The organism is Apibacter adventoris (assembly GCF_002964975.1).
Classification (GTDB): domain Bacteria; phylum Bacteroidota; class Bacteroidia; order Flavobacteriales; family Weeksellaceae; genus Apibacter; species Apibacter adventoris.
In genome coordinates, this window is sequence record NZ_PSZM01000025.1 from 1 (window position 1) to 20,576 (window position 20,576).

The following is a 20,576-nucleotide window of genomic DNA, read 5'->3' on the forward strand; positions in this document are numbered from 1 at the left end:
ACGTGGTGATCTCCCACGACCCTTAAAAGAATTCTTATCTTGTGGCGAGTTTCGCACTTATATGCTTTCAGTGCTTATCTCTTCCAAACTTAGCTACTCAGCAGTGCACCTGGCGGCACAACTGATACACCAGAGGTTTGTTCAACTCGGTCCTCTCGTACTAGAGTCAACTCCACGCAAAATTCTAACGCCCGCAATAGATAGAGACCGAACTGTCTCACGACGTTCTGAACCCAGCTCGCGTGCCACTTTAATGGGCGAACAGCCCAACCCTTGGGACCTTCTCCAGCCCCAGGATGTGACGAGCCGACATCGAGGTGCCGAACCTCCCCGTCGATGTGAGCTCTTGGGGGAGACTAGCCTGTTATCCCCGGAGTACCTTTTATCCTATGAGCGATGGCCCTTCCATACGGAACCACCGGATCACTATGTCCTGCTTTCGCACCTGCTCGACTTGTTGGTCTTGCAGTCAAGCACCCTTATGCCATTACACTCTACGCACGGTTGCCAAGCGTGCTGAGGGTACCTTTGAAAGCCTCCGTTACTCTTTTGGAGGCGACCACCCCAGTCAAACTACCCACCACGCAATGTCCTTCCTTAGGAAGTTAGGCTCCAGATAAATAAAGGGTGGTATTTCAACGTTAACTCCACGACTCCTGGCGAAGCCGCTTCTTAGTTTCCCACCTATCCTACACATCATTTACCCGAAGTCAATACGAAGCTATAGTAAAGGTTCACAGGGTCTTTTCGTCCCATTGCGGGTAATCGGCATCTTCACCGATACTACAATTTCACCGAGCTCATGGTTGAGACAGTGCCCAGATCGTTACACCATTCGTGCAGGTCGGAACTTACCCGACAAGGAATTTCGCTACCTTAGGACCGTTATAGTTACGGCCGCCGTTTACTGGGGCTTCAGTCAAATGCTTTGAGTTGCCTCGAACATCCTTCCTTAACCTTCCAGCACCGGGCAGGTGTCAGACCCTATACTTCATCTTTCGATTTTGCAGAGTCCTGTGTTTTTGATAAACAGTCGCCTGGGCCTTTTCACTGCGGCTCCCTTTTTACGGGGAGCGACCTTTCTCCCGAAGTTACAGGTCTATTTTGCCTAGTTCCTTAACCATGATTCACTCGAGCGCCTTAGGATACTCTCCTCATCCACCTGTGTCGGTTTTGGTACGGGCCGTTATAAACTAACCTTAGAAGTTTTTCTTGAAAGCGCTTACCTGCTCTATCCATTCCGCCGAAGCTTCCTGGTACTATTACTTTCGGCATCTAAAACGCATTTTACTATCTTAGATTTACCTACATGCTTTAACGTACTATTCCGTCAGTACGCGGCAGTTTCATTACTTTGTCCCTCCATCGAATTTATAACGGGTATCGGAATATTAACCGATTTTCCATCGATTCCTCCTTTCGGATCCACCTTAGGTCCCGACTAACCCTCAGCTGATTAGCATAGCTGAGGAAACCTTGGATTTACGGCGTGAAGGTTTCTCACCTTCATTATCGTTACTTATGCCTACATTTTCTTTTCTATATGCTCCAGCCTAAGTCACCTTAAACCTTCTGTGCTTATAGAATGCTCCCCTACCGAAATTTTCATTTCGCATAGCTTCGGTAGTATACTTATGCCCGAGTATTATCCATGCCTGATCGCTCGACTAGTGAGCTGTTACGCACTCTTTAAATGAATGGCTGCTTCCAAGCCAACATCCTAGCTGTCTGGGCAATCTGACCTCGTTTTTTCAACTTAGTATACATTTCGGGACCTTAGCTGTTGCTCTGGGTTCTTTCCCTCTCGGACATGGACCTTAGCACCCATGCCCTCACTGCTAAGAAGCATATAATAGCATTCGGAGTTTGTCAGGATTTGGTAGGCGGTGAAACCCCCGCATCCAATCAGTAGCTCTACCTCTATTATACTCTTTCTTAACGCTGCACCTAAATGCATTTCGGGGAGTACGAGCTATCTCCCAGTTTGATTAGCCTTTCACCCCTAACCACAGGTCATCCGAAGACTTTTCAACGTCAACCGGTTCGGTCCTCCACTTTGTGTTACCAAAGCTTCAACCTGCCCATGGATAGATCACAAGGTTTCGCGTCTAATCCCACTAACTATACCGCCCTATTCAGACTCGCTTTCGCTTCGGCTCCATAGCTTAACTATTTAACCTCGCTAGTGAAATTAACTCGTAGGCTCATTATGCAAAAGGCACGCCGTCACACCTTTCGATGCTCCGACCGCTTGTAAGCGTACGGTTTCAGGATCTTTTTCATCTTTCTTTTCGAAATACTTTTCACCTTTCCCTCACGGTACTAGTTCGCTATCGGTCTTCGAGGAGTATTTTGCCTTGGAGGATGGTCCCCCCATATTCAATCAGGATTTCTCGTGTCCCGACCTACTCATTTTCATCTATTCAATATTTCGTATAAGGGACTTTCACCCGCTTTGGTTACTCTTTCCAAAGTATTCTACTATATTTTCATAAACTTTTGGGCTTAATCCGGTTTCGCTCGCCACTACTCCCGGAATCTCGTTTGATTTCTTTTCCTCTTCCTACTTAGATGTTTCAGTTCAGAAGGTTTGCCTCTCTTTGCAGAGATACTATACTCTTGTATAGTGGGTTGCCCCATTCAGAGATCTGCGGATCGTTTCGTGTGTGCCAATCCCCGCAGCTTTTCGCAGCTTACCACGTCTTTCTTCGCCTCTCGAAGCCTAGGCATCCGCCGTACGCTCTTAACGATTTCTTTCCTTTCACCTAGTATAAACTGGTGATCGTTTGTTTTTTTATTATATAAAATTCCAATAATGTCAATGATCGGTTATAACACGGTTATTTTTGATCCTTTCTTTTAATATTTTTCCTATTAATTCCAGTATCTTTTTATAACTTTTGTGGAGAATAAGGGAGTCGAACCCTTGACCTCCTGCGTGCAAGGCAGGCGCTCTAGCCAACTGAGCTAATTCCCCCTCTAGATCTTTCTTGTAGTCTCAGGCAGACTCGAACTGCCGACCTCTACATTATCAGTGTAGCGCTCTAACCGGCTGAGCTATGAGACTCTCTTTTTTCTGTCAGATTTTTTACCTTCAGATTCTTGTCCTTTATCTTGCCTTTCGTTCCAAGATATTCCTATTTAGGGGTGTGTTATATGATTTAATTTTAATATTTTTAGTAGCGAATCTTGGAAAAACTCTGTATTTGGGATACAGTCCTTTTGTTTTTTACTCTAAAAAAGAGATGTTCCAGCCGCACCTTCCGGTACGGCTACCTTGTTACGACTTAGCCCCAGTCACTAGTTTTACCCTAGGCAGCTCCTTTTACGGTCACCGACTTCAGGTACCCCCAGCTTCCATGGCTTGACGGGCGGTGTGTACAAGGCCCGGGAACGTATTCACCGCATCATGGCTGATATGCGATTACTAGCGATTCCAGCTTCATAGAGTCGAGTTGCAGACTCCAATCCGAACTGAGACCGGCTTTCGAGATTCGCATCACATCACTGTGTAGCTGCCCTCTGTACCGGCCATTGTAGCACGTGTGTGGCCCAGGGCGTAAGGGCCGTGATGATTTGACGTCATCCCCACCTTCCTCACAGTTTGCACTGGCAGTCTCATTAGAGTTCCCGGCTTTACCCGTTGGCAACTAATGATAAGGGTTGCGCTCGTTATAGGACTTAACCTGACACCTCACGGCACGAGCTGACGACAACCATGCAGCACCTTGAAAATTGTCCGAAGAAATACTTATTTCTAAGTACGTCAATTCCCATTTAAGCCCTGGTAAGGTTCCTCGCGTATCATCGAATTAAACCACATGCTCCACCGCTTGTGCGGGCCCCCGTCAATTCCTTTGAGTTTCAACCTTGCGGTCGTACTCCCCAGGTGGGATACTTATTACTTTCGCTTAGTCACTGAGAATTTACTCCCCAACAACGAGTATCCATCGTTTACAGCGTGGACTACCAGGGTATCTAATCCTGTTCGCTCCCCACGCTTTCGTCCCTTAGCGTCAATCGGTATTTAGTAACCTGCCTTCGCAATCGGTGTTCTGTGTAATATCTATGCATTTCACCGCTACACTACACATTCCAGCTACTTCAATACTATTCAAGACTCGCAGTATCTATGGCAGTTCTACAGTTAAGCTGTAGGATTTCACCACTGACTTACAAATCCGCCTACGGACCCTTTAAACCCAATAAATCCGGATAACGCTCGCATCCTCCGTATTACCGCGGCTGCTGGCACGGAGTTAGCCGATGCTTATTCGTATGGTACCTTCAGCACATTACGCGTAATGTGGTTTATTCCCATACAAAAGAAGTTTAAAACCCATAGGGCTGTCGTCCTTCACGCGGGATGGCTGGATCAGGCTCTCACCCATTGTCCAATATTCCTCACTGCTGCCTCCCGTAGGAGTCTGGTCCGTGTCTCAGTTCCAGTGTGGGGGTTCACCCTCTCAGGCCCCCTAAGGATCATTGCCTTGGTAAGCCGTTACCTTACCAACTAACTAATCCTACGCATGCCTATCTATATCCGATAAATCTTTTAATACAATGTAAGGCTACATCATATGTTATCCGGTATTAATCCGAGTTTCCCCGGGCTATCCCCGTGATATAGGTAAGTTACATACGCGTTACGCACCCGTACGCCGGTCTCTCTTGAAGCAAGCTCCAAAATACCCCTCGGCTTGCATGTGTTAGGCCTCCCGCTAGCGTTCATCCTGAGCCAGGATCAAACTCTCCATTGTAATTCTTTTAATCTTACAAAAGTTTTTTCCTGCACCCTAATTCTTAATAGAGCTTTCCCAAGTCGTTTTTGCTACTTTTTATCTTAAAATTTTTATGTCAATGATCTGTTCGTTTTCGCTCCTCTCCTTTCTTCTCTTTTCCTCTGTTCCTGAGTTGCGGGTGCAAAGATACATACTTTTTATTCCCTCACAAATTTTTACAAAACTTTTTTTAATATTTTTTTATTCACCTTCACCTCCCTTATCACTATATTATTATTTATCAATATTTTATATTCTATTTTTTTATCCCACTTTTTTTTACTTTTTTTCGCTCATATTCTTCGTTTATCTCTTTTACCCCTTCTTTCTCTCTCTTTTTATTTATCCGGTTGTTATTCTTCTTTTCTATTCTCGCGCGCGCTCGTCTTATCTCTCTCGTTCTTTTGTCTCTTATTTTATTGTCTTTATCTCTTTTAATGTTTCTGTTGACCCATAATATTTCTCTATTATAAAATACTCCTAAAAAAAGAATTTGAAAAAAAAGTAATTAATTTTTTTTACATATTTTTTAAGTTATAACTATGTTTATAATAAAGTATAAAATAGAAAAATCGTTAAGTTCTCTTAACGATTTTTCCATAAATATATTTCTAAGCATTTATCTTTTAGCTCTATATTCACTAACAGTTAATTGCTTTCTGCCCTTTGCTCTACGTCTTGCTAAAGTTTTTCTTCCATTAACAGATGACATTCTTTCGCGAAAACCATGTTTGTTTCTTCTCTTTCTTTCGGAAGGTTGAAATGTACGTTTCATTATTATATTATCTTTTTATCTTTATAATTTAATTTTCTTTTCAAGGTTGCAAAGATAGTATTTTTTTTTAATAGTTTTTCTTTTTTACTATATTTTTTGTTCATAATAAAAAAAAGCATCTTATTATTATTTAAGATGCTTTTTATTTTAATAAGAATTAGTTTTAGTTATTTACTTTAGCCATATGAGCTACTAATTCTAATACTTTATTAGAATATCCCCATTCATTATCATACCAGCTAACAACTTTAACAAAAGTAGGGCTTAATTGAATACCTGCTTTTGCATCAAAAATAGATGTACGTGGATCTGTAATGAAATCTGATGATACTACTTCTTCATCTGTATATCCTAAAATTCCTTTTAATTCTCCTTCTGAAGCTTCTTTCATAGCTTTACAAATTTCTTCATAAGTAGTTTCTTTAGCTAAATTAACTGTAAGATCTACTACAGAAACATCTAAGGTAGGTACACGAAATGCCATACCTGTTAATTTACCGTTTAATGTTGGAATAACTTTACCAACTGCTTTTGCAGCTCCTGTAGATGAAGGAATAATATTTCCTGCAGCAGCACGACCTCCTCTCCAATCTTTTGCTGATGGTCCATCAACTGTTTTTTGGGTAGCAGTTGTTGCATGTACTGTAGTCATAAGTCCTTCTAAAATACCAAATTTTTCATTTAATACTTTAACTACTGGAGATATACAGTTTGTAGTACATGAAGCATTAGATACAAATTGTGTTCCTTTTACATAAGAATCTGTATTTACTCCATACACAAACATAGGAGTATCATCTTTAGACGGTGCAGACATCACTACATATTTTGCTCCAGCTTGAACGTGTGCTTGAGCTTTATCTTTAGTTAAAAATAAACCTGTTGATTCTACAATATATTCTGCTCCTACTTCATTCCATTTTAAATCTGCAGGATTTTTTTCTGCTGTAACACGAATAGCATTTCCATTAACTACTAATTTTCCATCTTTAACTTCTACTGTGCCATTAAATTTACCATGTACTGTATCATATTTAAGCATATATGCCATATATTCTACATCTATAAGGTCATTAATTCCTACTACTTCTATATCGTTTCTTCCTTGTGCTGCACGAAATACTAAACGCCCGATTCGACCGAAACCATTAATACCAATTTTAATTTTTGACATAATATTTATTTTTTATTATTATATTTTTATGTTGAAAGAATATCTGCTACTTTAATTAAGTCTTTATCTATTTCGTTATGTTTTTTTATGGCTTCTTCTATAGGAGTAAATACTAATTTACTAGATTGCATACCAGCCATTACATTTGATTTACCTGCTATTAATCCTTCTACTGCTGCTACTCCTAATCGGGATGCTAATACCCTATCAGCAACTGTAGGAGATCCTCCTCTTTGAATATGACCTAAAACTGTCACTTTTACATCAAATTCAGGATATTTCATTTTAGTAAATTTAGCTAAATCATACACTCCTCCTAATTTTTCACCTTCTGCTACAATTACTATACTAGAACTTTTTCCTTTTTCCTGTGCTTTTTCGAAAGCTATAAATAAATCTTCTATGCTATCTTTTTCTTCAGGAATAAGAATATCTAATGCTCCTGTGGCTATTCCGCTATTTAAAGCTATAAAGCCAGCATCTCTTCCCATAACTTCTACAAAAAACACACGATTATGAGAGGTAGCTGTATCTCTAATTTTATCTATGGCATCTACGGCTGTATTAAGAGCTGTATCATAACCTACGGTATAATCTGTACCAAAAATATCATTATCAATAGTCCCCGGAACTCCTATAAATGGAACTCCATGTTCTTTTTGAAATATTGTTCCTCCAGTAAATGATCCATCACCCCCAATTATTACCAAGGCATCGATATTATGTTTCTTTACAGTTTTTGCTGCCTTTTCTCTTCCTTCTTTTGTTCTAAATTCCTGGGAACGAGCTGATTTAAGTTCTGTACCACCTCTATTTATTAAATTTCGCACTGATCGAGGACCTAATTCTACCACATAATCATTAATAAGTCCTTCATAGCCCATTCTTATTCCACAGCAGACTATTCCGTAATAATTACATGCTCTTACGACTGACCTAATAGCTGCATTCATCCCCGGAGAGTCTCCTCCTGAAGTAAGTACTCCTATTTTCTTAATTTTACTAATGTTTTGAGGCATATTTATATCAATTTTACTTTTGCAAATATACTAATCATTTATTAAATATTAGATAAGAAATATATCATATGTGTATTTGTTTTTTTTTATAATTTATTTGTTAAATTTGTTGTCTATACTTACTTCAAATTTCCAACCATATCTTCTGGTTTTACCCATTCATCGAATTGTTCCGGTGTAAGTAGTCCAAGATTTACTGCTTCTTCTTTTAAAGTGGTTCCATTTTTATGTGCTGTTTTTGCAATTTTAGCTGCATTTTCATAACCTATATGGGTATTTAAAGCTGTAACTAACATTAGTGAATTATTAACTAACTCTTTTATTCTTTTTAGGTTGGGTTCTATACCTATAGCGCAGTGTTCTTCAAATGATATACAAGCATCTCCAATTAATTGGGCAGATTGTAAAAAATTATATGCCATTACTGGCTTAAATACATTTAATTCATAATTACCTTGGGTACCTGCAAATGATATAGTGATATCATTTCCTAATACCTGTGCACAAACCATTGTCATAGCTTCATTTTGTGTAGGGTTTACTTTTCCAGGCATAATTGATGAACCGGGTTCATTTTCCGGAATATGAATTTCTCCTATTCCACTTCTTGGACCTGAGGCTAACAAGCGTATATCTTGTGCTATTTTATATAATGAAACTGCTGCTTGTTTTAGAGCTCCATGTGTTTCTACTATAGCATCATGTGCTGCTAATGCTTCATATTTATTATGGGCCGTAATAAATGGAAGTTTGGTAAATTCTGCTATATAGTTAGCTACTTTCACATCGTATCCTTTGGGGGTGTTTAATCCTGTACCTACAGCAGTTCCTCCTAAAGCTAGTTCGGATAGATGTGGAAGTGTATTTTTTATGGCTTTTATCGCATGATTTAATTGTGCTACATAACCTGAAAATTCTTGTCCCAAAGTTAAAGGGGTAGCATCCATTAAATGGGTTCTACCAATCTTTACAATGTCTTTAAATTTTTCTGATTTTTTTTCTAGTGTATTCTTTAATTTTTCAATTGCAGGAATGGTGTGATCTACTATTTTTTTATAGGCAGCAATATGCATAGCTGTTGGAAATGTATCATTGGATGATTGAGATTTATTTACGTCATCGTTAGGATGAATAGGGCTTTTTTCACCTAATTTTCCACCATCTAAAACTAATGCTCTATTGGAAATGACTTCATTTACATTCATATTAGACTGAGTCCCTGAACCTGTTTGCCAAATAACTAAAGGAAACTGATCTGATAGTTTTTTTTCCAAAATTTCATTACAAACTTTTGATATTAGATCTTTCTTTTCTATGGGTAACACTCCTAGGTCATAATTCGCATGTGCAGCAGCTTTTTTTAAATATGCAAAAGCTTCTATAATTTCTGCAGGCATAGAAGCCTCTGGTCCTATTTTAAAATTATTTCTTGATCTTTCTGTTTGAGCTCCCCAATATTTATCTGCAGGAACCTTAACTTCTCCCATAGTGTCTTTTTCTATACGATAATTCATTTTTTTATTGTTTTTATTATATAAAGTTACAAAAATAAAAAGGATTATTAGTATTTATTTAAAATAATTCCAAATAATATTTTCTCTAAAAGAAAAGGCTTCTAAAAAAATTAGAAGCCTTTTCTTTTAATTAACTTAATATATCGTTATTTTTTTTTGTTTTGTTGTTTAGCTTTTTGTTCTTGTATTTGCTTTTGTTGTTGCTGTGCTTGTTCCATCATTTCTTGCATTTTTTGTTGCCATCTGCTTCTTTTTTTAGCTGGTTTAGCTTTATTTTGCTGCATTTTAGCATGAATTTTTTCTTCATTAATCAAAAAGTTTTTAATTAATAAGATTAATATAATATTAATTGCATTTGAGACTAAATAATACCAGGATAAACCTGAAGCATATGAGTTTAACCAAAAAATAAACATTACAGGCATTAGATACATCATAAATCTCATATCGGGCATCCCTTCTTGTGTCGGTTGTTGCATGGTTGATGTAGACATTCTTGTGTATATTAATAGAACGATACAATACAAAATTGTGAATAAACTAATGTGATTACCATATATACTTGATAAAAGTGGAATATGTGTAGTCCATTCATAAATAGAATCATAGGCTGTAAGATCGTCTGCCCATAGAAAAGATTGTCCTCTTAATGCTATATTATTAGGGAAAAATCTAAATAAGGAATAGAAAATAGGAATTTGAATTAAAGCGGGTAAACATCCGGCTAAAGGATTAACTCCTGCTTTTCTATACAGATCCATAGTCGCCTGTTGCTTTTTCATAGGATCTGAGTTTTTATGTTTTTCATTTAGTTCTTCTATCTCGGGTTTTAAAATTCTCATTTTAGCCCCTTGTATATATTGTTTATACATAATTGGAGAAGTAACTAATTTTACTACGATAGTCATTAGAAAAATAATCCATCCTGCAGCTATTCCAAATTTTGCTAAAAACTCATATACCCATAAGTAAAAAATACACAACCATTTCATCCATCCGTATGGAATATTATAAGAAAACTGTTTGCTATCGCCAGATTCGGTTTTGTAGGATTTTAATAAGTCATAATCTAAAGGTAAAAAATTCCATGTATAATTTTGTTTAATATCTCCTTTTTGTAAAGGAACAATAGTAGAAAAAACAAAATTTTTAAGGTAATCGGGATCTTCTTTTTCTGATTGTTGTGTTCCTTTAGATTTATAAAAGCCATTTTGAGATTCTAAAATAGTTGCAAAAAATTGCTGCTTAACACTTATCCAATCAATTTTGTCTTTTTCTTCTTCAAAACCATTGGTATCATAGTCTGTTTGAGAATAATTATTTAAACTATATCTGTATTCTGTATAAATAGTTTCCTGGGATTTACCTTTTTCTAATGCTAAGGCATTTTGTTGCCATTCTAATAAAGCATTTTGTACTGAGGTAATTTTAGATAAACCTTGAGTAAATACTGAAAAGTCTAAGGAATATTTTCCTTTTAATTTATATTTAAATTGTATAAGAGCGTCTTTTAAATTAGCAGAGAAAATAACTTCATTTCCCTGTACTGAAGGGGTGAATACTAGGTCTCTTGTATTTATAATCTTTCCATTTTTATCTTTAAAGGATATATTAAAGTCGGAATTATTTTTGTTTACTAAATATAAGGGTTTTTTATGCGAATTATTATCTTTATCATAAGCAGTCCACTTTTTTAATCGTACTTCTCTCAATTGAGCACCTAATGTACTAACTTTTATATCTAAGTTATCATTAGTAAAAGGAATTAATTCGACTTTTGCTTGAGAATCGGGATCAGGCTTTATTGGCTCAGGAGTATTAACAGCTACTGTTGATTTTTCATTTTCTACTACCTTTTTTTCTGTATTCTGTGCTTCTGTTATAGCTTCTTTTTGCTGATTATTAGAATATATCAGAAATCCAATTAAAATTATTCCTATCAGAATAAAACCTATGAGTTGATTTTTATCTAATTTATTTTTTTGCATTCTTTACTTTATTTATTTGATAGTTTTGTGAAGCTTTGATTAAAGCTGAAAATAAAGGGTGTGGAGAAGCCACGGTACTTTTATATTCCGGATGATATTGAACCCCTATAAAAAACGGATGTTCATTAATTATAATAGCCTCTACCAAACCTGTATCCGGATTAAAGCCTATAGCTTCTAAACCGTTTTTTTCAAATTCTGCTAAATATTCACTGTTAAATTCATATCTATGTCTATGTCTTTCCTTTATTTCTTGATTATTATATATTTTTTCTAAAGCAGAATCTTTTTTAAGTTTACATGACCATGCTCCTAATCTCATAGTTCCTCCTTTATTGGTAATATTTTTTTGCTCTTCCATAAGACAAATTACTGGATGTGTGGTCTGCGAATTAAATTCTATACTATCTGCATCCTTATAACCTAATACATTTCTAGCAAACTCTATTACTGAAACTTGCATGCCTAAGCATATACCTAATAATGGAATTTTATTTATTCTAGCATATTGACATGAAATGATTTTCCCTTCAATTGCTCTATCTCCAAATCCTGGAGCTATAATAATTCCATTAACCCCATGTAAATAATCTGAAATATTTTCCGGCGTTAAATCACCACTATAAATCCAACGGATATTCACTTTTATATCCGAATAGGCACCCGCATGTATTAAAGCTTCAACAATAGATTTATAGGAATCTTGTAAGGAAACGTACTTCCCTATCAGAGCTATTTCAACTTTACTTTTAGGGTTTTTATATTTCTGTAAAAAACTGTTCCATTGTTTTAGATCGGGCTCTGTTTCAGAAGACAAACCCAATTCTTTAAGCACTAAAGAATCAAAATTTTGTTTATGTAGATACAAAGGTACTTCATAGATAGTGGGTAAATCTTTACTTTCTATTACATTATCTATATTTAAATTACAAAATAGTGCTAATTTAGAGCGTACTTCTTTCGGTATATGGTGTTCTGTTCTGCAAACTAAAAAATTAGCCTGAAGTCCATTTTCCATTAACTGCCGTACAGAGTGCTGAGAAGGTTTTGTTTTTAATTCTCCACTTGCTGCTAAATATGGGACTAAAGTAAGATGAATGACTAATGAATTTTGATACCCTAATTCCCAACGCAATTGACGCACTGTTTCAATATAAGGCAAAGACTCTATATCTCCTACAGTACCTCCTATTTCTGTAATTATTATATCGAATTCATTCTTCTTTCCAAGAATTTTAATTCTCCTTTTGATTTCGTTGGTAATATGAGGAATAATTTGCACGGTTTTCCCTAAAAAATCACCTTTTCTTTCTTTATCAATAACTGTTTGATAAATTTTTCCCGTAGTAACGTTATTATTTTTGCTGGTAGGACTGTTTAAAAATCTTTCATAATGTCCTAAATCTAAATCTGTTTCTGCTCCATCTTCTGTAACATAGCATTCTCCATGCTCATAAGGATTTAGAGTACCAGGATCTACATTAATATAAGGGTCTAATTTTTGAATGGTTACCCTATAACCACGGGCTTTTAACAACATCCCTAAAGATGCGGCTACAATTCCCTTTCCTAGGGAAGAAGTTACCCCACCCGTAACAAATATATACTTTGGAGAAGATTGGTCAGACATAGTTTAAATAAAAAAATTTTAGAATATTACGTTTACTTTTATAGTTTAAGAATAGTTTAGTCAGTACCAATAAAAAAAGGCAAGCTACCTGCATCACACCGCTACAACCGTTTACCTTTGCTGCGTTCCCACCCTGGAGGATTCACAGGAGCTGGTTGTGCAGGACTTGCCGGTGCAAAAATATAACTTTTTACAAAACCTACAAAATTATAATACTTTTTTTATGCAGAATTTTCACAAAATTCCATGAAATTATTATTTTATTTAGGTTATCCTTAGATATATTTATAATATGACAAATTTCATGTTTGTTTTTTTTATTTTACTTTTATCATGTAAAAAGGAAATTTCAAAATGCTTTAAAGGTTTTATACTCAGCACAAAGCTGTTTAAAAACTCTATTTCGCTTTTTAAATAAAACTTCAAAACTAAAGAAAATTTATCTATACACTTTTTTCAACCCTCAGTTTGCATTTTCTTCACAATACTTTTCTAATATCTATATTAATGTCAAAAAGGATATTTAGAAATTGATAAATATTTTTATAATCTTTCAGATTTTGGATGGAGGTATTGGTTAAGTCTTTTAAAATTAAGAAAATATAAGCCTTTACAGAAACCACCTATAACTATTGCTCATATGATAGAGGTAGCAAAAAAAAGAATGGTTTGCTTCAGAAGAATAAACAAAAACTATTATAAAGCAGCATCAATTGCTTCCAGAAGGCTAAGCGGAGGTATTTTCTCCTATATTACCAGAGGTAATTTTTGGATGGGAGTTAGACAAGGGATAATTACCAGTGGATTAAATCATTTAGCACATGATGCTTTAACAAAGCCTGATATATGGAGATAAATTAGATAAAAAAGAAAATTCATTTATTGTTAATAATAAAGTTTATAAAATAAATATTATATATTAAAATTCAATTTATTTAATAATTAAATTGAATTTATTGGAAAAAAATTTAAACAAAAATAAATTACGTTTTATGAAATCTACTAATTAAGCAAATATGATTATGACCTTACTTAAAATTAAAAAACAAAAAAAATTTAACATTAATATTTTATTTCTTTAGATATAAAATCTACAATCTGATTTGTATTCTGATAATCAAACCAATGAACATGTGCATCGCGTCTATACCAGGTAAGTTGTCTTTTAGCATATCTGCGTGTATTTTTCTTTATTTCTTCCACAGCAAAATCGAGCGAAATTTTCCCGTCCAGATAATCAAATAGTTCTTTATAACCTACAGTTTGCAAAGCATTTTGGTTTCTATAGGAATATAATGATTTCACTTCTTCTAATAATCCTTCCTCCATCATATTATCTACCCGTAAATTAATTCTACTATAAATAATTTCTCTTGGAGCTGTTAAACCTACTTTTAAATATTCAAAATTTCTGGTTTTCTTTTTATTTTTCCGAAAATAACTATACGGTTTTCCTGAAACTTCATATACTCCCAAGGCTCTAATTATTCTTGCAGGATTATGTATATCTACCAGATGATAGTATTCTTCATCTGTCTCTAATAGTCTTTTTTGTAAAAATTCAATTCCTTTTTCTTGTAATTCTTTAATTAACCCAGACTTAATAACAGGTGTAACTTCCGGGAAAGTATCTAACCCTTCTGTAATGGCTTTTTCGTATAAACCTGATCCACCAACCATTACCAATACATCATACTTGGTGAACAATTGATCTATTTTAGCAATAGCTTCTTTTTCAAAATCTCCTACCGAATATTCTTGTTTTATGCTGATATTTCCAATAAAGTGATGCGGAACAGAATCGAGTTCTTCCTGTGAAGGCATTGCTGTACCGATTTTTAATTCTTTAAAAAACTGGCGACTATCGCAAGAAAGAATCTCTGTATTAAAATTTCGAGCTATGGAAATAGATAAACTTGTCTTACCTATAGCTGTAGGACCTATTATACACAATAACGTTTTATGATTTTTACTCAATGGTAATAACTGAATCCTTTTTTTTCTGCCATTCCGTAAACTTATCTACTTCTCGGAATAATTTGTTTAGCGCAAAAAATGCAATTGTTATATCATCTAAAAAACCTATTCCGATAATGAAATCAGGAATAAGATCTATAGGAGATAATAAATATAGCATTAAAAAAGAAAATATAAATATATTATTTCTGCCCGGTTTATATTTACCTTGCAAGGACTGCCTTAACATTTTAAATAATTGAGGAATTTTTGTTAAAAAAGATTTATCTTTTGAAACTATATTTATAATTGTCTTTGCTTTCATTGAATGAAATAAATATCTTTTATAGCGAATAATTTCAATTATTGTTCCAAAAATAAAAAAATTTATCTACTTTCCACATTTACAATTTGTACTTCCACATCCTTTTTTCTTATTAAAAAAAGTATTTTTAAATAATTTAACTACATAGCCTACCGCAAAAACCAATACTATTGCTATAAAAATATATTGAACATAAATATTCATAATTTTTTATTTAGACTTAATCTATACAAATTTACAACATTTTACTTTAATTAGTTAAAATAAAATTTATAAATAATTTAAAAGTAATTGGTTAATCCCTTATAATTAACGCAGTAACTAAAAATTCTATAATTTGAAATATATACCTATAAAGAAAATTCTATTTATTTACTCTGTTATAAATATATTCTTGCTGTCCATAAAATAATCGCATTTTATTTTCTTGGGGAATGAAAGTAAATACAGCACCTAAAGATTCATAAACAAAAACATTTGGTTCATAACATATGGGTTCATATTCCAATAATCCAGCAATATTAACAACTAATATATTATTTCGTTTACTTACGGTAATAGGATATGGAAATGTTTGACTGGTATAATTACCTAAATACTTATCTAAATCTTCACTTTTCAAATCCAAAGGCTTTTTAAATACCGGTAAATCAAAAGGTTTATTTAAGTATATACTTAATATTCCTTTCATCATATCATCTACAAAGTAATTTGATGCATTTGTTAATATAGAAATTGTAACTCCATATTGCGGATAATAAAATACTGCCGTATAGAAACCATCTATTGCCCCTCTGTGCCCTATTCCTATTTCTCCATCAGCATTAAACTGAGTTAATCCCAAACCATATCCATTTATAATTTCTTTCATAAGATTTAAACTGTTTTTAGAAACAATCTTACATGAAAATAAATTATTATAAAACACATTCAATTCATAGGCTGTAGTAGCAATAGACCCAGCTCCTATTGAAACCGTCTTATCAGTTTCCTTATCCAATTTCCATCCATTTCCTGCTCTTAGATAAGAATTAGCTTCATTATTATGGATATTGATAACATCTCCTTCCCCTGTTCTACTTAATTTGCAAGGAATTGAAATGTATTTCTTAATCAAATTAGAATAGGACTGATTGCTTACATCTTCTGCAATATAAGCCAACAATAAATAATTTGAATTACAATACAAGGTTTGAGTACCTGGGGGAAAATCTGAACCTAATGTCAATCTATTAATCAAATAATCTTTTGTTTGAGGTTGGGTATACCATGTCAAATAATCCGGATCCGAGGTAAAGTCTATAACACCACTTTTATGTCTCAACAAATATTCTATTGTTATTTGATTTGAATTAGGAATTTGAGGATAAAATTTACTAAGTTTAGTATCTAAAGTTAATTTTTTTTCTTCTATTAGCCTCATAATAACAGTAGCTGTAAAGGTTTTACTTACAGAACCAATCTTATATATGGTATTATTATTAGCTTTTAATTTTGTATCTATATCTGCATAACCATAACTTCTACTATATACTTGCTGATCTCCTATGAAAATTGACACACTTCCCATCCCTCTATCATTATCTTCTATAGAAGAAATAAAATCATTTATTTTTTTTGTACTTGAAACATTTAACTGATAATTTCCTGAGTGATCATCATCGTCATTACAAGAAAGATTTGTACATAAAATAAAGATCGATAATATAACAATCAATGGCTTAATTTTTATCATAATATGTATATTTTGATTTTTTAAAAAGTTTTTATAATATAAAGAATATCAAATTTATAAATAAAGAACATAATTTTAAATACTTTTTTTATTATAAAAGCAAATATATAAAATGTTTTTAATTAAAATATATAAAAAAAATAAAATTAATAATTTTATATAAATAAAATTAAAATTTTCATCTATTATTATTTTTAAACTGAACATACATTCACCAAAGCTAAAAAATCTTATTTTTGTAAAATATAACTTTTAGCATATAATATGTTTACCGAAGACGAAGATATAGACCATCTTTCTAATGCAGAATATACTCCCATCCGAAAGGATGCTTTTGAAATGCCTATTGAAAAAAAACAGGAACTCATACAAGATCATTTCACAGAAATAATGAAAATTTTAGGTTTGGATATGAATGACGACAGTTTAAAAGATACCCCTAAAAGGGTTGCTAAAATGTATGTGAAAGAAATTTTTGGGGGACTTTTACCTGAAAATAAACCTTCAATCTCAACATTTGAAAACACATATAAATATCGTCAAATGTTAATTGAAAAGGACATTACCGTATATTCTACTTGTGAACATCATTTTTTACCTATTATTGGAAGAGCTCATGTTGCCTATATATCAAACGGTACTGTAATTGGTCTTTCTAAAATAAACCGGATTGTAAACTATTATGCTCGTCGCCCACAAGTACAGGAAAGGCTTACTAGACAAATTGTTAAAGCAATGAGTGAAGCACTCAACACTAAAGATGTAGCTTGTGTTATTGATGCCAAGCACCTTTGTATAAATTCCCGAGGAATACAGGATACTAACAGCAGCACAGTGACTGCTGAACTTAGTGGCATGTTTAGAAATAATCCTACCACACGAAAAGAATTTCTTCATTATATAGGGATAGATTCCCACTTTAAAATTTAGTTTAAATGCGCACTTATCATAACAATAAAATTAAACTTTTTAATTCCTTACATGGTAAAAAAGAACTCTTTATTCCTTTACATGAAGGATTTGTAGGAATGTATGTTTGTGGACCTACAGTTTATAATAAAGTGCATTTAGGCAATGTAAGAACATTTTTATCTTTTGATGTAATTAATCGATATTTTAGACATCTTAAATATAAAATTCGATATGTAAGAAATATTACAGATGCCGGACATCTGCTAGATAATGAAGAAGATAAAATTTCAAAACAATCTGTTTTAGAAAAACTAGAACCTATGGAAGTTGTGCAAAAATATACGGTAGATTTCCATAATGTTCTTTCTCTTTTTAATTTACTACCTCCGAATATAGAACCTACAGCTACCGGACATATTGTAGAACAAATAGAACTTATAAAAAAATTACTGAAAAACGGATTGGCGTACACGGTTAATGGTTCTGTATATTTTGATGTAAATAAATATAATATGGAAGGAGGTAATTATGGGGAATTAAGTGGACGTAAAATTGAAGACATGATTGCCAATACACGTGATTTAGACGGTCAGGGAGAAAAAAAGAATCCTCAAGATTTTGCGCTTTGGAAACGAGCTTCGGCAGAACATATCATGCGTTGGCCTTCCCCTTGGGGAGATGGTTTCCCTGGGTGGCACTTAGAGTGTACAGCTATGAGTACAAAATATTTAGGTGAAAAGTTTGATATTCATGGTGGAGGCATGGATCTAAAATTTCCTCATCATGAATGTGAAATTGCACAGGCCAAAGGTACTTTGGGTGTAGAACCTGTAAAATATTGGATGCATACCAATATGTTAACACTCAATGGACAAAAAATGAGTAAATCTACAGGAAATACTATTTTACCGGAAGAATTGATCCAAGGAAATAATAACTTTTTTGAAAAACCATTTCATCCAATTATTGTTCGTTTTTTCTTCTTACAGGCACATTACAGAAGTGTTTTGGATTTATCGAATGAAGCTATGATAGCTGCTGAAAAAGGATTTATACGTCTTTCTTCTGCTATAGAAAAATTATCTTCGATAAAATCTTCAAAAATTTCTACTTTTAATATTCAGGACTGGATAGACCTTTGTTATGAAGCAATAAATGATGATTTTAATACTCCAATTTTAATTTCATATTTATTTGAGGCGGTAAAATTGATAAATAATTTAGAACTAGGTAACGAAACATTAAATCAGGAAGATTTATCTAAATTACAAGAAGTTATTCATGCTTTTTTCTATGATATTTTAGGGTTAGAATTATTATCTGACACTCTAAATGATCATAGCAAATTAGACCATGCCATGAAAGTATTAATAGATCTAAGAAACAAAGCTCGTTTAGAAAAAGATTGGGCTTTATCAGATGAAATCAGAGATAGATTAGCTGAATCGGGAATTATTTTGAAAGATGGAAAAGGAGAAACCACTTACGAAATAGAATAATCTTTTCGCAAAAAATTTATATTACTCAAATCCTAATAATTATGAACATATTGAAAAAAATTCTTTTTCTTTTTTGCCTTATAAATTTTTCTTTTTTAATCAATTGTACGCAAAAAGAAAAAAAAGGAGATCTGATCGCATTGCCTCCTGAGGATATTATAAATATTTCAAATGCTCAAAAAACTAAAGCTCTAATTACAGGAGAAAGAAAAAATGTTGATATTGGAAATGTAAAAAAAGATGTATGGACTATTATATATACTGACAGTCAGGGTAATATTCACTCAACTATTATAAAAAAACTAGAGAAAACTAAAAATAAACCCGGTGATAGCATAAATATATATTATGATAACTCAAATGAAATATCTCTTCCCATATACGAAGAACAATTTAAAAAGCTTAATCCATAATTTTATTTTTGAATTTATATATTAATAACATAAATTTCTAATTTCATAACTAAAAATTATAACTTTATAAATATTGTTTTTTTACATTATTTTTAATTGTTTATTATAAATATGACATAATATAAATCACCTCTCTTACCAACAATCTTACGCCTGTTATAATAATATATTTTCTCTTTTAGATTTGAAAAAACACTAATAAATGTTTATAATTTACTTATATAGATGAATTAAATGGTAAAATTTATAAAATCTGGTATTACTCTATCTACCCTTAAATGTAAAGATTCTTCTGAATTGGTTGTAGATAGAGCTATAACCTTCATACCAGCTCTTTTACCGGCTTCTATACCGGCAAAGGAATCTTCAAAAACAACACATTCCTCTGGTTTAATACATAATTTTTCAGCAGCTAATAAGTAACATTCCGGATCCGGTTTACCATTTTTTATATCATCCCCTGTAATTACTACATCAAAGACATTTTCTAATTTCATTTTATGCAAAGCAATATCAGCTTTAAATTTTAAAGAACTGGTTACTAGTGCTATTTTTATTCCTTGTTTTTTTAGTTGATGAATATATTCACTAACTCCAGGTATGGGAATATATTTTAATTCATTTATTTCAAAATTAGCCACTCTATCAGACAACTTTTTTTTCTCACTTTCTGATAAATCAGAGAAATACATACTAATAATTTCAGGCCAACGAACACCTTTTATTTTTGATAAAAAATCTGAAGGTAAATTATATTCCTCTATAAAAGATTTTAAAAATAAATCATATTGTGGCTCTGTATTAACAACCACCCCATCCATATCAAAAAGGTAAGCTTTTAATGTACTCATATAT

The 20,576-nt window shown here is 33.2% G+C and carries 14 protein-coding genes, 2 tRNA genes, 2 rRNA genes and 1 other RNA gene; 4 read left to right on the forward strand and 15 right to left on the reverse strand.

The features are described 5' to 3' along the window. From C4S77_RS03805 to ffs, 11 genes are all read right to left on the reverse strand, one after another. Positions 1-2,757, reverse strand: a 23S ribosomal RNA gene (locus C4S77_RS03805); the annotation flags it as partial. A gap of 146 nt (positions 2,758-2,903) precedes the next feature. Beyond that, positions 2,904-2,977: transfer RNA gene (locus C4S77_RS03810), tRNA-Ala, on the reverse strand. A gap of 16 nt (positions 2,978-2,993) precedes the next feature. Continuing rightward, a tRNA-Ile gene (locus tag C4S77_RS03815) sits at positions 2,994-3,067 on the reverse strand. Positions 3,068-3,238: 171 nt separating this feature from the next. After that, positions 3,239-4,760 (reverse strand): 16S ribosomal RNA (locus C4S77_RS03820). Between the two features lie 640 nt (positions 4,761-5,400). Continuing rightward, on the reverse strand, positions 5,401-5,556 hold the full coding sequence (rpmH, locus tag C4S77_RS03825; protein ID WP_105193572.1) for a 50S ribosomal protein L34: 156 nt from the start codon (positions 5,554-5,556) through the stop codon (positions 5,401-5,403). A 163-nt stretch (positions 5,557-5,719) separates the two neighbouring features. Beyond that, positions 5,720-6,730 (reverse strand): type I glyceraldehyde-3-phosphate dehydrogenase, encoded by a 1,011-nt coding sequence (gene gap, locus C4S77_RS03830; protein WP_105193571.1) that lies wholly within the window; start codon positions 6,728-6,730, stop codon positions 5,720-5,722. A gap of 26 nt (positions 6,731-6,756) precedes the next feature. Then, complete coding sequence (gene pfkA, locus C4S77_RS03835) at positions 6,757-7,749, reverse strand: 6-phosphofructokinase (RefSeq protein ID WP_105193570.1); 993 nt, start codon at positions 7,747-7,749, stop codon at positions 6,757-6,759. Between the two features lie 119 nt (positions 7,750-7,868). After that, complete coding sequence (gene fumC, locus C4S77_RS03840; RefSeq protein WP_105246193.1) at positions 7,869-9,263, reverse strand: class II fumarate hydratase; 1,395 nt, start codon at positions 9,261-9,263, stop codon at positions 7,869-7,871. Positions 9,264-9,409: 146 nt separating this feature from the next. Beyond that, positions 9,410-11,251 carry a membrane protein insertase YidC gene (gene yidC, locus C4S77_RS03845; protein WP_105193568.1) on the reverse strand — a complete coding sequence of 614 codons (1,842 nt, stop codon included), beginning with the start codon at positions 11,249-11,251 and terminating at the stop codon, positions 9,410-9,412. Beyond that, the gene (locus tag C4S77_RS03850) at positions 11,238-12,881 is read right to left on the reverse strand and encodes a CTP synthase (RefSeq protein WP_105246195.1); all 1,644 of its coding nucleotides are present in this window, start codon (positions 12,879-12,881) and stop codon (positions 11,238-11,240) included. Before C4S77_RS03850 ends, yidC begins: the two co-directional genes overlap by 14 nt. 74 nt (positions 12,882-12,955) lie before the next feature. Then, positions 12,956-13,053, reverse strand: an RNA gene (gene ffs / locus C4S77_RS03855) — signal recognition particle sRNA small type. Between the two features lie 468 nt (positions 13,054-13,521). On the opposite strand from ffs, the gene C4S77_RS03860 reads away from it, so the two are divergent. Then, positions 13,522-13,737: a hypothetical protein gene (locus C4S77_RS03860; protein WP_105246197.1), complete on the forward strand. Its 216-nt coding sequence runs from the start codon at positions 13,522-13,524 to the stop codon at positions 13,735-13,737. A 206-nt stretch (positions 13,738-13,943) separates the two neighbouring features. Here C4S77_RS03860 and miaA read toward each other — a convergent pair whose 3' ends face one another. From miaA to C4S77_RS03880, 3 genes are all read right to left on the reverse strand, one after another. After that, positions 13,944-14,834, reverse strand: a complete 891-nt coding sequence (gene miaA / locus C4S77_RS03865; RefSeq protein WP_105246248.1) for a tRNA (adenosine(37)-N6)-dimethylallyltransferase MiaA — start codon at positions 14,832-14,834, stop codon at positions 13,944-13,946. 16 nt (positions 14,835-14,850) lie between these two features. After that, entirely contained in the window at positions 14,851-15,162 is a 312-nt protein-coding gene (locus tag C4S77_RS03870) for a YkvA family protein (protein WP_105246199.1), read from the reverse strand. Between the two features lie 364 nt (positions 15,163-15,526). Next, positions 15,527-16,897, reverse strand: coding sequence for a serine hydrolase domain-containing protein (locus C4S77_RS03880; RefSeq protein WP_105246201.1), 1,371 nt, complete (start codon positions 16,895-16,897; stop codon positions 15,527-15,529). A gap of 264 nt (positions 16,898-17,161) precedes the next feature. Here C4S77_RS03880 and folE point away from each other — a divergent pair, with 264 nt between their 5' ends. Genes folE through C4S77_RS03895 form a run of 3 tightly spaced genes read left to right on the forward strand, consistent with a single transcriptional unit; the run spans position 17,162 to position 19,721 of the window. Further along, positions 17,162-17,827 (forward strand): GTP cyclohydrolase I FolE, encoded by a 666-nt coding sequence (folE, locus tag C4S77_RS03885; RefSeq protein WP_105246203.1) that lies wholly within the window; start codon positions 17,162-17,164, stop codon positions 17,825-17,827. 5 nt (positions 17,828-17,832) lie between these two features. Next, on the forward strand, positions 17,833-19,308 hold the full coding sequence (gene cysS / locus C4S77_RS03890; RefSeq protein ID WP_105246205.1) for a cysteine--tRNA ligase: 1,476 nt from the start codon (positions 17,833-17,835) through the stop codon (positions 19,306-19,308). Positions 19,309-19,349: 41 nt separating this feature from the next. Continuing rightward, the gene (locus C4S77_RS03895; RefSeq protein WP_105246207.1) at positions 19,350-19,721 is read left to right on the forward strand and encodes a hypothetical protein; all 372 of its coding nucleotides are present in this window, start codon (positions 19,350-19,352) and stop codon (positions 19,719-19,721) included. A 230-nt stretch (positions 19,722-19,951) separates the two neighbouring features. Here C4S77_RS03895 and C4S77_RS03900 read toward each other — a convergent pair whose 3' ends face one another. Continuing rightward, positions 19,952-20,572, reverse strand: a complete 621-nt coding sequence (locus C4S77_RS03900) for an HAD family hydrolase (protein WP_105246209.1) — start codon at positions 20,570-20,572, stop codon at positions 19,952-19,954. Positions 20,573-20,576: the final 4 nt, after the last annotated feature.